General features: G+C 36.1%; 12 protein-coding genes. 7 read left to right on the forward strand and 5 right to left on the reverse strand.

Annotated features, from left to right (window positions below; all coding sequences use genetic code 11):
* The first annotated feature begins 200 nt into the window (after window positions 1-200).
* The 5 genes from CGC48_RS06300 (at window position 201) to CGC48_RS06320 (ending at window position 6,086) form a co-directional block, all read left to right on the forward strand.
* Window positions 201-1,694, forward strand: coding sequence for an MFS transporter (locus CGC48_RS06300; RefSeq protein ID WP_098028901.1), 1,494 nt, complete (start codon window positions 201-203; stop codon window positions 1,692-1,694).
* Window positions 1,695-1,898: 204 nt separating this feature from the next.
* Complete coding sequence (gene pgmB, locus CGC48_RS06305; RefSeq protein ID WP_098028902.1) at window positions 1,899-2,525, forward strand: beta-phosphoglucomutase; 627 nt, start codon at window positions 1,899-1,901, stop codon at window positions 2,523-2,525.
* A gap of 245 nt (window positions 2,526-2,770) precedes the next feature.
* Window positions 2,771-3,142, forward strand: a complete 372-nt coding sequence (locus tag CGC48_RS06310) for a GNAT family N-acetyltransferase (RefSeq protein ID WP_098028903.1) — start codon at window positions 2,771-2,773, stop codon at window positions 3,140-3,142.
* Window positions 3,143-3,144: 2 nt separating this feature from the next.
* The gene (locus tag CGC48_RS06315; RefSeq protein WP_098028904.1) at window positions 3,145-3,675 is read left to right on the forward strand and encodes an HXXEE domain-containing protein; all 531 of its coding nucleotides are present in this window, start codon (window positions 3,145-3,147) and stop codon (window positions 3,673-3,675) included.
* A 104-nt stretch (window positions 3,676-3,779) separates the two neighbouring features.
* Entirely contained in the window at window positions 3,780-6,086 is a 2,307-nt protein-coding gene (locus tag CGC48_RS06320) for a glycoside hydrolase family 65 protein (protein WP_098028905.1), read from the forward strand.
* A 67-nt stretch (window positions 6,087-6,153) separates the two neighbouring features.
* Here the strand turns inward: CGC48_RS06320 and CGC48_RS06325 are convergent, their stop codons facing one another.
* Window positions 6,154-6,846, reverse strand: a complete 693-nt coding sequence (locus tag CGC48_RS06325; RefSeq protein WP_026193703.1) for a zinc metallopeptidase — start codon at window positions 6,844-6,846, stop codon at window positions 6,154-6,156.
* 171 nt (window positions 6,847-7,017) lie between these two features.
* On the opposite strand from CGC48_RS06325, the gene CGC48_RS06330 reads away from it, so the two are divergent.
* A complete protein-coding gene (locus CGC48_RS06330; protein ID WP_157909877.1) occupies window positions 7,018-8,148 on the forward strand; it encodes a hypothetical protein in 1,131 nt (376 codons plus the stop codon).
* A 57-nt stretch (window positions 8,149-8,205) separates the two neighbouring features.
* On the opposite strand, the gene CGC48_RS06335 is transcribed toward CGC48_RS06330, so the two are convergent.
* Genes CGC48_RS06335 through CGC48_RS06350 form a run of 4 tightly spaced genes read right to left on the reverse strand, consistent with a single transcriptional unit; the run spans window position 8,206 to window position 12,483 of the window.
* Window positions 8,206-8,985 carry a TerC family protein gene (locus CGC48_RS06335; RefSeq protein ID WP_018278283.1) on the reverse strand — a complete coding sequence of 260 codons (780 nt, stop codon included), beginning with the start codon at window positions 8,983-8,985 and terminating at the stop codon, window positions 8,206-8,208.
* Between the two features lie 50 nt (window positions 8,986-9,035).
* Window positions 9,036-9,617 (reverse strand): thymidine kinase, encoded by a 582-nt coding sequence (locus CGC48_RS06340; RefSeq protein ID WP_041990886.1) that lies wholly within the window; start codon window positions 9,615-9,617, stop codon window positions 9,036-9,038.
* A gap of 51 nt (window positions 9,618-9,668) precedes the next feature.
* Window positions 9,669-10,700: a DUF3078 domain-containing protein gene (locus CGC48_RS06345; protein ID WP_098028907.1), complete on the reverse strand. Its 1,032-nt coding sequence runs from the start codon at window positions 10,698-10,700 to the stop codon at window positions 9,669-9,671.
* 22 nt (window positions 10,701-10,722) lie between these two features.
* A complete protein-coding gene (locus tag CGC48_RS06350) occupies window positions 10,723-12,483 on the reverse strand; it encodes a 1-deoxy-D-xylulose-5-phosphate synthase (protein ID WP_098028908.1) in 1,761 nt (586 codons plus the stop codon).
* A 244-nt stretch (window positions 12,484-12,727) separates the two neighbouring features.
* On the opposite strand from CGC48_RS06350, the gene CGC48_RS06355 reads away from it, so the two are divergent.
* On the forward strand, window positions 12,728-13,741 hold the full coding sequence (locus CGC48_RS06355) for a glycosyl hydrolase family 28-related protein (RefSeq protein WP_098028909.1): 1,014 nt from the start codon (window positions 12,728-12,730) through the stop codon (window positions 13,739-13,741).

The raw sequence follows: 13,741 nt of genomic DNA on the forward strand, positions 1-13,741 counted from the left end.
TTCATACATTTGCACCAACAATTTTACTTCTCAAAAATAATTAAATCAAGGGTTGGAGTTTATCTGTAGAACGCAGAGAATTCTCCAGTGTTTCTCTTATGTTGTATCTTGATTTATTTAAGTTTTATCCTTTTTTATTTTTAGGTGTTTTGAAAATCTGATTGTAAAGTATATCAGGTTTTGATACAATTAGGTCTGTTATGGAAAAACGAAGATTAAGTTTTTGGGAAATATGGAATATGAGTTTTGGTTTTTTGGGTATCCAATTTGGTTTTGCCTTGCAGAATGCCAATACATCTCGTATTTTTGAAACATTAGGAGCCAAAGTTGAAGATATCCCAATTTTGTGGATTGCTGCTCCTGTTACTGGGCTAATTATTCAGCCTATTATTGGATATATGAGCGACCGAACGTGGACGCGATTGGGTCGCCGTCGTCCGTATTTTTTAATTGGTGCGATTCTCTCTTCTATCGCATTGTGTATTATGCCAAATTCACCTTCACTGTGGATTGCCGCTGGAACACTCTGGATTATGGATGCCTCCATCAATATTTCAATGGAGCCTTTCCGTGCTTTCGTAGGGGATAATCTGCCTGATGAACAACGTACTACCGGATTTGCAATGCAAAGTTTCTTCATCGGAGTGGGAGCAGTGGTAGGTTCGGCATTGCCTTATATTTATACGAATTATTTGGGAATCAGCAATACAGCTCCCGAAGGGGTCATTCCCGATTCGGTAAAATGGTCATTCTATGCAGGAGCTATCGTTTTTCTGGTGGCTGTACTATGGACGGTTTTCTCTTCTAAAGAATATTCTCCTGCCGAGTTGGAAGCCTTTGAAAAGAAAGATGTCAATACCTACAAAAACGAAGTTTCTTCCGAAGAAAAAGCGAAAAAACTAAACTTTTACGGAGCAATTTTTGCTGTTGTGGGGGTTATTTCAACAGTTTTTCTTTATTTTTTCAAAATGGAAAAAGAGTTGTACATTTTGGCTATCGGATTGGCAATGTTAGGATTTTCGTTCTTGTTTACGTCTTATCTGCATAAAAGAAAAGTGAAAGAGAATGGCTTTATTTCTATTACTACCGATATGCTTTATATGCCCAAAACGATGAAGCAATTGGCTTTGGTTCAGTTTTTTTCGTGGTTTTCGCTTTTTGCAATGTGGATTTACACTACGGCAACGGTAACGGGGCGTATCTACGGAACTACGGATACTTCATCACCTTTGTACAACGAAGGGGCAGATTGGGTTACGTTGCTTTTCGCTGTGTACAATGGGGTAGCGGCATTGGTGGCATTTTTACTCCCTGTTTTGGCAAAAGCTACTAGCCGTAAGGTTGCTCACTTTATCTGCTTGTTATTGGGAGGATTAGGGCTTATTTCGGTGTATTTTATAAGTGACCCAAATATCCTTATCGTTTCGATGGTTGGTGTAGGGATTGCTTGGGCGAGTATCCTTTCGATGCCGTACGCAATTCTTTCTGGGGCATTGCCTTCGGATAAAATGGGGTATTATATGGGCGTATTTAACTTCTTTATTGTACTTCCACAGATAGTTGCCGCAACAATTTTGGGAGTTCTCGTACACAATTTGTTTAATAACGAACCTGTATATGCGTTGGTTGTAGGAGGTGTAGCGATGATTTTATCAGGATTTTTGACTCTTGGAGTGAAAGATTCTATAAAGTAGGCAATGGAAAATAGGCAATAGGGATTAGTGATTAGTAAATAGTGGTTAGTAGTTAGCAAATAGTGATTAGCAATTAGCAGATAGCACTTGCAACCTTATCCTTTCTACTTTATCCTTGTAGCTTGGTACTTGTAACTTGTTCCTTTTTACTTTATCCTTGTAACTCGGTACTTGTTTCTTAAAACTTTTAACTTTATACTTAAAATGAAAGCATATATATTTGATTTAGATGGCGTTATCGTCGATACAGCAAAATTTCACTTTATAGCGTGGAAGAAAATTGGACAAGAATTTGGGTTTGAACTCACACACGAACTTAACGAACAGCTTAAGGGCGTAAGCCGTGTTGATTCGCTTCAAAAAATATTGAATTGGGCAGGTGTTTCTGTTTCCGAAGAAAAATTTAACGAGTTAGCAACACGCAAAAATGAAGATTATTTAAGCTATGTGGCTCAAATGAACGAAAACGATATCTTACCTGGTGTAAAAACATTTTTGGAACAGGCAAAGCAAAAAAATATAAAGATTGCTTTGGGTTCGGCAAGTAAAAATGCTCGTCCGATTTTGCAAAAGCTCGGTATTATTTCGTATTTTGATGCCATTGTTGATGGAAATGATGTTAGCAAGGCCAAACCCGACCCCGAAGTTTTTGTGATTGCCGCTCAAAAATTAGGTGTGCAAAATGGAGATTGCGTGGTTTTTGAAGATTCGGAAGCAGGAGTTCAAGCAGCCAAAACGGCAGGAATGAAAGCTATCGGAATTGGAAGTGCAGATGTGTTATATCAAGCCGATGAGGTTTTTTCTGGTTTTGATGCGATTTTAAATCAATAAGGAAATGATAAGTTTCTTTTCCTTGTGCTAAATAATGATTTCATAATCAATAGAAAGTAACGTCCTTTAGCAAATTATGACTTAATAATCAATAGAAAGTAACGTCGTTTGGCAAATTATGAGTTCATAATTGATAGAAAGTCGCATCGTTTGGTAAGTTATGACTTCATAACAGATAGAAAGTAACATCGTTTAGCAAATTATGACTTCATAACTGATAAAAAGTCTTTCACTCCGAACTACGCATCTACTTTGCTGATTTTGGCTCACAAAAAGGTGATGTAGCCGTAGTGGCGACAGCTTCAGATCGGATAATTGGTGCGGCGTGGGCAAGAATAATCAACGATTACGGACATATTGACGACCAAACTCCCTCACTTTCTACTTCGCTTTATTCGGAATATCGAAGTCAAGGAATTGGAACAAAATTGTTTAGATATTTGTTGGATAAACTCGCAACCGAAGGTTATAAAAAAGCCTCTCTTTCGGTACAAAAAGCTAATTATGCCTCCGAAATGTACTTAAAAATGGGGTTTTACATCATCAAGGAGAATGAAGATGATTATGTGATGGTGATTGATTTAAATGCGACAAACAACATATTAACAGTTAAATAGAAATGTCAGAACTACACTTACTTATGGTGCTACTTCCTATGGTATTTATGCTGCACGATTTTGAAGAAATAATAATGTTCGAGACGTGGCTTTCCAAAAATCGAGATGAATTGAGGCAACGTTTCCCGAAACTAGAAAAATTCCTGACTCGCAATAATTTTTTTGCATATTCCACAGCCGATTTTGCGGTAGCGGTAGCCCACGAATTTTTATTGCTTTCAGTTGTTTGTTATTTGTCAGTTTGGTTTGGGAGTTATGGTTGGTGGTTTGCCGGATTTATGGCGTTTTTCATTCATTTATGGATGCACATCGTTCAATGGCTTGTGTATGGAAAGTATGTCCCAGTGATAATCACCTCCCTACTGTCGCTTCCATATTCTTTTTATACATTTTGGAAGTTTGTTGAATCTGATATTCTGTCTTTTGAAGAGATGTTTTGGTGGACAGTCGGAGGAATTGTAGTAACTATTGTAAGTTTTCCGTTAGCATTCTTTTGGGCGTCGAAATTTCATAAGTTTCGTAAGAAAATGTAAATTTGTTTAAGGTATTATGTTTGAAAATGGAAAAATTTTTAAACGAATACTCAAAAAAATAAATATTTTATAAGAATTAAATAAAAAATAAAATCATACATAGAATGAATCAAGATTATATCGTGCCGGATAATTGGTGCATCATAGAAGAAGGATTTGAAAAAGACCGCGTTATGCAGTCCGAAAGTTTGTTCAGTTTGGGTAACGGAGCGATGGGGCAACGTGCTAATTTCGAGGAACATTACTCAGGAAAAACCTTTCAAGGAAGTTATATCGGAGGGGTTTATTATCCCGATAAAACCAAAGTAGGTTGGTGGAAAAACGGCTATCCGGAGTATTTTGCCAAAGTGTTAAACGCTCCAAGTTGGATAGGTATTCGTGTGAAAATCAACGGAGAAGAATTGGATTTGAATACGTGTAAATCGGTCAGAAATTTCAAACGCGTACTAAATATGAAAGAGGGGGTTTACACGCGTTCATTTGTGGTGACACTCCCAAGCGGAATGGAAATTCAGGTAAACGTAACTCGTTTTCTTTCACTGCAATACGATGAAGTGGGCGTAATTCGTTATGAGGTTACTCCTCTTGCCGAAAAAGCTACTATTACGTTTGAGTCGTATCTGGATAGCTCTATTGAAAATCACGATACAAACTGGGAAGAAAAATTCTGGAATACACTCGATGTCAATCAAGTAGGAAACAGAGCCTTTATCGTGGCGGAAACCAAGAAGACAGCTTTTCGTGTTTGTACCTTTATGGAAAATCGGTTGGAAGTAAATGGCGTAGTTTCTAACATTCAAAAGGTAAATCAAAAAGAGAACTACATCGGTTTCGTATATGAAACTTCGGCAGAGAAAAATCAAACCGCTCAATTTGAAAAGTATGCAGGATATGTAACTTCATTCAATCATCCGAAAGAAAAATTGATTGAAGAAACGGAGCAATTATTGCTGAAAATTACTGCTTTAGGCTTCAACGAATTATTGAAAAAACAGAAAGAAGATTGGGCTGATGTTTGGCAAATGGCGGATATCACTATCGAAGGCGATGTCAAAGCACAACAAGCAATTCGTTTCAATATTTTCCAACTCAATCAAACGTATTCGGGTAAAGATGCTCGTTTGAATATTGGTCCGAAAGGATTTACAGGTGAAAAATATGGAGGAAGTACCTATTGGGATACCGAAGCCTATTGTTTGCCGTTCTATATGGCGACCAAAAACGCCGAAGTGGCTCGTAATTTGTTGAAATATAGATATGACCAATTAGGGAAAGCCATCGAAAATGCTGAAAAATTAGGTTTCAAAAATGGAGCAGCGCTCTACCCAATGGTAACGATGAATGGCGAAGAATGTCACAACGAGTGGGAAATCACCTTTGAGGAAATCCACCGCAACGGAGCTATTGCGTTTGCGATTTACAATTATGTGCGTTACACGAATGACTTTGCGTACGTTCCTGAAATGGGCTTGGAAGTTCTTATCGGAATTGCACGTTTCTGGCACCAAAGAGCGACCTTTTCAAAGGATAAGAATAAATACGTAATTCTCGGAGTAACAGGTCCTAACGAATACGAAAATAATATCAATAACAATTTCTATACGAACTACATCGCTCAATGGTGTATCAAATATGCTAAGGAATGTTTGGATAAAGTGAAAACTTCTTATAGTAATGATTTTGAGCGAGTTTGGAAGAAAACCAATCTTTCCGAAAACGAAATAGAGCAATGGTTAGCGGTTGCCGAAAATATGTATTATCCGTATTCGGAAGAGTTGAATATTTATCTGCAACAAGATGGCTTTTTGGATAAAGAACTCATCACGGTGGCAGAGTTGGATAAAAAAGAACGTCCTATCAATCAGCATTGGTCGTGGGACAGAATTTTGCGTTCGCCTTACATCAAACAAGCTGATACATTACAAGGCTTCTACTTCTTTGAAGACCATTTCACGAAGGAAGAATTGGCTCGTCATTACGATTTTTACGAACCTTTTACGGTACACGAATCGTCACTTTCTCCGTGCGTCCATAGCATTTTGGCGGCTTCACTAGGAAGAATGGAACACGCTTACACGTTCTATTTGCGTACTTCTCGCCTCGATTTGGACGATTACAACAAAGAAGTTCACGAAGGATTACACATTACCTCAATGGCAGGAACGTGGATGAGCATCGTGGAAGGCTTTGGTGGTTTGCGTATGCGAAACGGAATGTTACATCTGAATCCGCAAATTCCATCGCAATGGAAAAGTTATTCGTTTAAAGTGAATTTCCGAGGACAAATCCTTAAAGTTTCAGTGTCACCAAAAGAAACAAAACTTTCGCTCGAAGGAACATCTTTACAACTGAACATCAACGGAAAAGAAGTGGTTGTTGGAAGCGGAAAAGAAATGATAGTGAGCTTGTAATACACAAATAATAAAAGGCTACTTTACTGAAAAGTAGCCTTTTATTTTTATGAAAATTGTATTAATATTAATCCCTTGAAGAGGCAAAAACTTTCAAAGCCCAGTAAATAAGTGTTGCTAAAGAACCTAAAGCGGCTACTAAGTAGGTACGAGCTGCCCATTTCAGTGAGTCTTCAGCTCCTTTGTATTCTTCCTGAGAAACCATATTTTTGTTTTTAAGCCACGCTAAAGCTCTGTTACTTGCGTCATACTCAACAGGTAATGTGATAAAGCTGAATAGTGTAGCAAGAGCAGACATAATAAGTCCCGCAATAGCTACATAAATTCCGAATTTGGAAGCAGCCATAAGTGCTAATCCTCCAATAATTACCCAAGTTGATAAATTTGAGGAAATACTAACAAGAGGCACTAATTTTGACCGCATTGTAAGCCACTTATATGCTTGAGCGTGTTGCACGGCGTGTCCGCATTCGTGTGCTGCTACTGCGGCTGCGGCTGCATTTCTCTCATTATAAACAACATCGCTTAAGTTTACGGTTTTATTCATTGGGTTGTAATGGTCCGTAAGCATACCTGGAGTTGAAATAACCTTAACGTCATAAATTCCGTGGTCGTGTAGCATTTTTTCGGCAATCTCAGCACCTGACATATTGTTGCGTAAACGAACATTTGAATAATGCTGAAATTTTCGCTTTAACTGCCAACTTACAGCCATACTAATCAAACCAAATAAACCAAGAATAACATAATATCCCATCATAATGTTTTGTGTTTTTAAAAGTTACTTTCTATTCTCAGCAAAATCTTTGCCAAATTTGATGCAAATATATTCTTTTTTGTAACAAGTAGAATTTCTTACAGAATTATTTTTTATGGAATTTCTTTGTTGATGGTTTTTGAATATATTTGTCAGCTTAAAAAAACACAATGTATGCGAAAGAATATTTTCATTTTTCTGTTTCCTTTCCTTTGTTTTGCACAAAAGCAATATAGTTATGAGAATATACAACTCAATAGTCCCTATCTTTTTTATGAGGATAAACGTGAGGAACAAGAAATTATTTTATCACTCATAGATGCATATTTTTCTAAGAATCTTTCTTATCAAGATAGAGCAACCTTTTGGAAATACAATGGAGAGGAAATAGACGTTAGAGGAGGAGATTTATATTTTATAGAAGAAAAGGCAAACATAGGGAGTTACACCCCCACCATTTTATCAATGTTATATATTGATGGAAAATATCAAATCCGAGTGGCTTGGATGGGAAATACTCCAGAAGATGATAAAATATTGGCTACTTACAATTTTTTGGTAAATAAAGATTATCAGTTCGAAAATATGTTTGATAATCAGTTTGATAAATTTACAAAAAGAAAAATTAAAAATCTGACATTTTATTACAAAAACTCGAAACTTTTCCGTAAAGAAGATGTGAAAAAAGCCTTGAAATTTAACAAGCAAATGGCGGAGTTTTTTGAGCTGCCCGAAATTGATTTTTCGTGTTTTATTTTTGATAATTATTTCGAGCAAAAACTCTTGAGAGGTTTTGATTTTGATACAGATATGAGGGTAGGGCGCGAAAAAGGAGGTGTGGCTTTTCCTTATTTAAAAGTTATTTTTTCGGGCAATGGCACGGCTTATTATCCACACGAAGTAGTACGCCTGTACACTCGCCAAAAGGCAAAAAACGAAAATTCATATCTTGATGAAGGGATAGCTGTCTATTTTGGTGGTTCAGGAGGACTCTATTTTCCTCAAATTATGCGAGAATTATATTCATTTTTGCAACAAACGGATATTGATATTTACCAAATTATTGAAACAAATGACAATCTGTTTGTTAAAACAGATATAGACTTTCATTATGCTTTTGCTGCTTTGTTGTGCCATACCATTTTGGAACATCACGGCAAAGAAAAACTATTTGAGTTATTGGATTCAGGCGATGATTTGGATGTTTTTTTGGACAAAATCAAAGCCACTTTTAGCCTGAAAACGGAAGAATTTCATAATTTCTTTTTGAAAGAGTTAGCAAAGTACGTTCAATATAATAAATAAGTAGAAAGGTTCAGAAATTAAAATTTCTGAGCCTTTCATACACTGAAAAAATTTGTCTTAATTTGATTTTTTACGCATTCGCATATTCAGAAACTCAACTCCTAACGAGAAGGCAATTGCGAAATACAAATATCCTTTTGGAACGGCTCCCACTTCTTGCCCTGCAAGTACAGCGTGTGATAAGTGCATACTTTCCGTGATAAGCATAAATCCAATCAAAATCAAAAAGGCAAGTGCCAAAATTTGAATGGAAGGATTGCGATTTACAAAACTTCCAACAGGATTTGCAAACAGAATCATAACTCCTACAGAAATTACTACAGCTGTAATCATAATGTACAACGCACCTTCCAATCCATTGGTCATTCCCACAGCCGTTAGGATACTATCTACCGAGAAAATGAGGTCTATTATCAGAATTTGAGCGATGATATTACTGAAAGAAGCGCCTCTTGATTTTTCTGCTTCTTTTGAGTCGGTAACGTGGTCAATATGATTTACTTTTGAATGAATTTCTTTGGTAGATTTATACAGTAAGAAAATACCTCCCACCAACAAAATGAGTGCCTGTCCGTTGAAGGCTGCCTTGAACCAACCCCAATCGAAACTTATCCAAGGCTCTTTGAGTTGAACAAGCAGTGAGATACTGAAAAGTAAGGCAATACGCATAAACATTGCCAAAAAAAGACCCAATCGAGTGGCTTTTTTACGTTGTTGTTCAGGAAGTTTTCCTGTTACAATTGAAATAAAAATAACATTATCTATCCCCAGAACTATCTCCAGAAAAGTTAAAGTAAGTAATGCTACGATGGCATCAGCGGTAAATAAAAATTCCATAGGCAAAATATATTATTTAGTGTATTAGATTGATTTTTTAGTTTTTTATTTTACTTATTTTTCATTGCTTTAAAAAATGCGGCTCTACTTAAAGGCTCGTAAGAATCTTGCTCTCCTAACATATACAGATTCTCATCGTCAGATTTTCTGTAACTGAAATGAGCTAAGTTGCCAGTACGTGTGCAAACAGCGTGTACTTTAGTCACATATTCGGCGGTAGCCATTAACGCAGGCATAGGACCAAAAGGCTTTCCTTTGTAATCCATATCCAACCCAGCAACGATTACACGCATACCTCTGTTAGCTAAATCATTGCAAACATTCACAATTTCGTCATCAAAAAATTGAGCTTCATCAATGCCTACAACGTCACAACCATCGGCTAAGAGCAAAATATTTGTAGCTGCAGGAACAGGGGTTGATTGAATTTCGTTGGAATTATGCGAAACTACTTTTCCTTCGTCATAACGAGTGTCGAATGCAGGTTTAAAAATTTCTACTTTTTGCTTTGCAAATTGTGCCCGTCGAAGCCTTCGAATTAATTCTTCCGTTTTTCCGGAAAACATTGAGCCACAGATAACTTCTATCCAGCCAAATTTTTCCGAATGATTTGTAGTATTTTCTAAAAACATTTTTCAGTTTAGTGATTTTCCAGTTAAGACTCAAGAATATGATTCCTGAATTTAAAAAGTGTACGAAAGCCCAATTCCTAAAACTTGCTTCAATTGAGTTCTTGCTCCGTATTTGTGTGTTTGTCCGTTAGTGTCCTTGTATGAATAGAATTTTACATCATCGTCGTATTTTATATGTAGCCCAATTCTGGCTTGTACATAGCTATTGACTTTGAAGTTAAGGTTTGCTTCCCAGTCTAAATCAATATTTCCAAAGTTTTTAAGATAATCTCCATAGAAGTTGAAAATATTTTCCAAACGAATATTTTCTGCAATTTTTTCATTCCATCTTCCTGAAATAGAGAAACCAAGTTCGGAATTCGATTTTTTTCCAGATTTAATTTTTCTTCCATCAGAGGCATATACAGCTCCTTCAACACCAAAAAAACCTTGGTCAGCTAAGTTTTTATCCAAAACCAGAGTTGTTTTCATTGTTAGTGGAGAAAGGAAAAGATTGAATCTGTTTTTTTTAGGAGCATATTCAACCCCCAATCCTAAGTAAACATAAGCGGGAGCCAAAAGTTTGGAAATAGGTTTTTCTGTATTGGGATATGAATAACCATTACTAAATTGAGTAAGAAATTGAAAACGAGCCGTGTAATACCAAAAAGATTGAGCATTTCCTCGATAACCTAAAGCAGAAATTAATGACAATTTGTCGTCTGTTTTGCGAGGTTCCCTCCCTTTTTGGGCGTTTACTCCATAATTTATTTCCAATTCATTGTCCCAGAAATAAGTACGCTCGGAATACCTGCGACGAAATTTCGCGTTTAGTAATGCTGAAATAGAATTTTCACCCCCAGCACTCCAATTTGAAAAAGCTACTTCACTAAGATTTAGATTTAGTTGATTGAATTTGAACCACTTTTCCTGAGCTTTGTTGAAGCGATTGAATGTAAATTTTAAAGCCTCTTCATTTTCTTGTACCCTGATGGTATCTACTTTTGCAGGTAATTCCACACCCTTTGCACGACGAATCTGTGCAGAGATTGTTGTGAGACCTGTAATAACTGTAATGAGTAATAGTAATGCGATTTTCTTCATTTATATACTGATTTTTCGGGATTTAAATATCTTGATTATTAAATATTTTACTGATTGATATATCGTCTAAAGCAATCATTTTTTGTAATTCATCAATGCTTCCGTGAGGAATGAACTGGTCAGGTATGCCTATGATTTTTAATGGTTTGTTATACCCGTTTTTAGAAGCAAACTCAGCAATGGCACTTCCGAAACCACCTTTTTCCGAACCTTCTTCAATGGTAAATATGATTTTATAGGTCGCAAAAATAGTGTGTAAAAGTGATTCGTCCAAAGGTTTTAAGAAACGTATGTCAAAATGAGCATAATCTTCAGGATTTTTTAACAAATGTATTGCTTTTGTAACATTATCTGAAATATTTCCGATGCTTAGTATAGCATATTTTGAACCTTCTTTGAGTTGTTCTGCTGTACCAATTTTAATTTCCTGAAAAGGCTGTTGCCAATCCATTTCATTACATCTTCCTCTTGGATAGCGAATTACAAAAGGAAAATTTACGCCAAGTTGTGCCGTGTATAGCAAATTCCTAAGCTGAGAAGCATTTCGTGGAGAAGCAATTACTAAATTGGGAATAGGCCGTAAAAAAGCCATATCAAATACTCCGTGATGTGTGGGACCATCTTCTCCTACCAATCCTGCACGGTCAATACAGATAATTACAGGAATATTTTGTAAAGCTACATCGTGAATTAGTTGGTCATAGGCACGTTGCAGAAATGTAGAATATATAACACAAAAAGGAATGAAACCTTCCAAAGCTAATCCTGCAGAAAATGTAACTGCGTGTTGCTCAGCAATTCCTACGTCGAAGACGCGTTCAGGAAAAGATTTTTGCATAAAAGTGAGTGAACTGCCGCTTGGCATTGCTGGTGTGATGGCTACAATTTTTTGATTTTGTTGAGCTAACTCATTGATTGTTAATCCAAAAATATCTTGATATTTTGCAGGAAGAGAGCTGTCTTCCGATAATTGTTCTCCTGTGATTTTGTCAAATCTTCTCGGTGCGTGGTATGTAATTTGTTCTTTTTCAGCCTTTTCAAGTCCTTTTCCTTTGGTGGTAATTACGTGTAATAGTTTTACACCTTGTTCATTTTTAAGAATCTCAAACGCATCTATTAGCTCAGTAAGGTTATGTCCGTCAATTACTCCTTTGTATTTAATATTCAGATTATTGAAAAAAGTTTCATTCTTTCCTTTTTCAGATTTCATTTTAGCAAGATAATCTTTCAAAGCTCCGACCGAAGGGTCAATTCCTATTGCGTTGTCATTCAATATGATAAGTACATTGGCTTGAGTTGTTCCTGCGTGGTTCATCGCCTCGAAAGCCATTCCACTCACGATAGAAGCATCGCCAATAACAGCGATATGATTTCGGTGAGGATTTCCTTGTAAAGTAGAAGCGATGGCCATTCCTAAAATAGCTGATATTGAAGTAGATGAATGCCCTGTGCCAAAAGCATCGTATGGACTTTCATCAATTTTTGGAAATCCGCTAATTCCTCCAAACTCTCGATTGGTGTGGAATTGCTTTTTTCTGTTTGTCAGTATTTTATGAGCATACGCTTGATGTCCCACGTCCCAAACAAGTTTGTCATCAGGAGTGTTGAAAACATAGTGTAGGGCAATGGTAAGTTCTACCACGCCCAAACTTGCTCCTAAGTGTCCTCCTTTTTCAGAAACCACGTCAATGATAAATTCACGCACTTTCCTTGCCAGAGAAGGAAGCTCTTCTTTTGGGATTTTACGTAAGTCATCAGGTGAATTTATATCAGCTAAAAACATAGGGCAAAGGTATGTAAAATTTAAAAACTGAGAATAAAATATTTCTCCTTTCAATATAATACGTATCACGTGGAAATGTCAAAAAAGCCAAAGTTTAACTTTAGTGCTTCTGTTGTTTAGGATTAAGTTTACTTCACTTCTGTGAACAGGAAGGATAATTTGGAAACGGAAAAATAGTTATCTGATGTAACTCTTTTTTGTTTTTCAAATAAAAAATTAATACCTTCGTTGCAAAAATTGTTGTATGGCAAATATAAAGCAATTTTGGATTCTACTGTTTGTTTTTATTTCCTGTAGTGAAAAGGAGCTTTTACAAGAGGATTCTAATATGATTAATATAACTAAGTTTGGAGCTACAGGTAATGATAATGAAGATGATACAGAGGCTATTCAAAATGCAATTAATGAAGCTTCTAAAAAAGGAGGCGGAGTTGTGTACATTCCCGAAGGTACTTATCTTATTGATGCAAAACAATCTCTGGTAATTCGTAGTAACGTCACATTGCAATTAGCAGCAAATGCCATCTTAGAAGCTAAAGCAAACACCATCTTAGAAGCTAAAGCAAACACAAGTGAACGATACGATATTCTATATATAAAAAATGTAGAGAACGTCAAAGTTGTAGGGGGAACTATAAAAGGAGATAGAAATATTCACATTGGTAATAGAGGAGAATGGGGAATGGGAATAGGTATTTATGATGGAAAAAATATTGTCATTGAGAATGTTTCAGTTAGAGATTGCTGGGGAGATGGAATTTATATTGGTAAAAATCGCAATAGAAGTGAAAATATCATTTTAGAGAAAGTCAAAAGTGTAAATAATCGTAGGCAAGGAGTGTCCATAACAGCAGCTCATAAGGTAACAATCAATCATTGTGTATTTTCGCAAACCAATGGAATTCCCCCACAAGCAGGAGTTGATATAGAACCAAATGCTGCAGATACTGTTTCAAATGTTGTAATTAAGAATTCTATTTTTGATAGTAATGAAAACTCGGGAATATTGATTTATACAGGAGCAGAAAGAAGTTTTGTGTCGGATGTTTTCGTAGAAAAGTGTTTTTTTGTGGACAATCGTAATTGGGCAGGATATATCATTGAAAAAGGAGAATTACCAAGTATCAAGAATATTCATTTTTTTGATAACAGATTGAAAAACAATATTCAAAAAGTAACAAAACTTTCTGCAAATGAATTTGTTATCAAAGGAAGATGTGTTGAGTGTATTATGAAAAATAATATCGTAATCAAATAA

It is taken from the genome of Capnocytophaga cynodegmi (assembly GCF_002302475.1).
Taxonomy (GTDB): domain Bacteria; phylum Bacteroidota; class Bacteroidia; order Flavobacteriales; family Flavobacteriaceae; genus Capnocytophaga; species Capnocytophaga cynodegmi.

Coding starts and splice junctions, on each gene's coding strand:
- CGC48_RS06300 (WP_098028901.1), top strand. CDS start 201: ATGGAAAAACGAAGATTAAGTTTTTGGGAAATATGGAATATGAGTTTT.
- pgmB (WP_098028902.1), top strand. CDS start 1,899: ATGAAAGCATATATATTTGATTTAGATGGCGTTATCGTCGATACAGCA.
- CGC48_RS06315 (WP_098028904.1), top strand. CDS start 3,145: ATGTCAGAACTACACTTACTTATGGTGCTACTTCCTATGGTATTTATG.
- CGC48_RS06320 (WP_098028905.1), top strand. CDS start 3,780: ATGAATCAAGATTATATCGTGCCGGATAATTGGTGCATCATAGAAGAA.
- CGC48_RS06325 (WP_026193703.1), bottom strand. CDS start 6,846: ATGATGGGATATTATGTTATTCTTGGTTTATTTGGTTTGATTAGTATG.
- CGC48_RS06330 (WP_157909877.1), top strand. CDS start 7,018: ATGCGAAAGAATATTTTCATTTTTCTGTTTCCTTTCCTTTGTTTTGCA.
- CGC48_RS06335 (WP_018278283.1), bottom strand. CDS start 8,985: ATGGAATTTTTATTTACCGCTGATGCCATCGTAGCATTACTTACTTTA.
- CGC48_RS06340 (WP_041990886.1), bottom strand. CDS start 9,617: ATGTTTTTAGAAAATACTACAAATCATTCGGAAAAATTTGGCTGGATA.
- CGC48_RS06345 (WP_098028907.1), bottom strand. CDS start 10,700: ATGAAGAAAATCGCATTACTATTACTCATTACAGTTATTACAGGTCTC.
- CGC48_RS06350 (WP_098028908.1), bottom strand. CDS start 12,483: ATGTTTTTAGCTGATATAAATTCACCTGATGACTTACGTAAAATCCCA.
- CGC48_RS06355 (WP_098028909.1), top strand. CDS start 12,728: ATGGCAAATATAAAGCAATTTTGGATTCTACTGTTTGTTTTTATTTCC.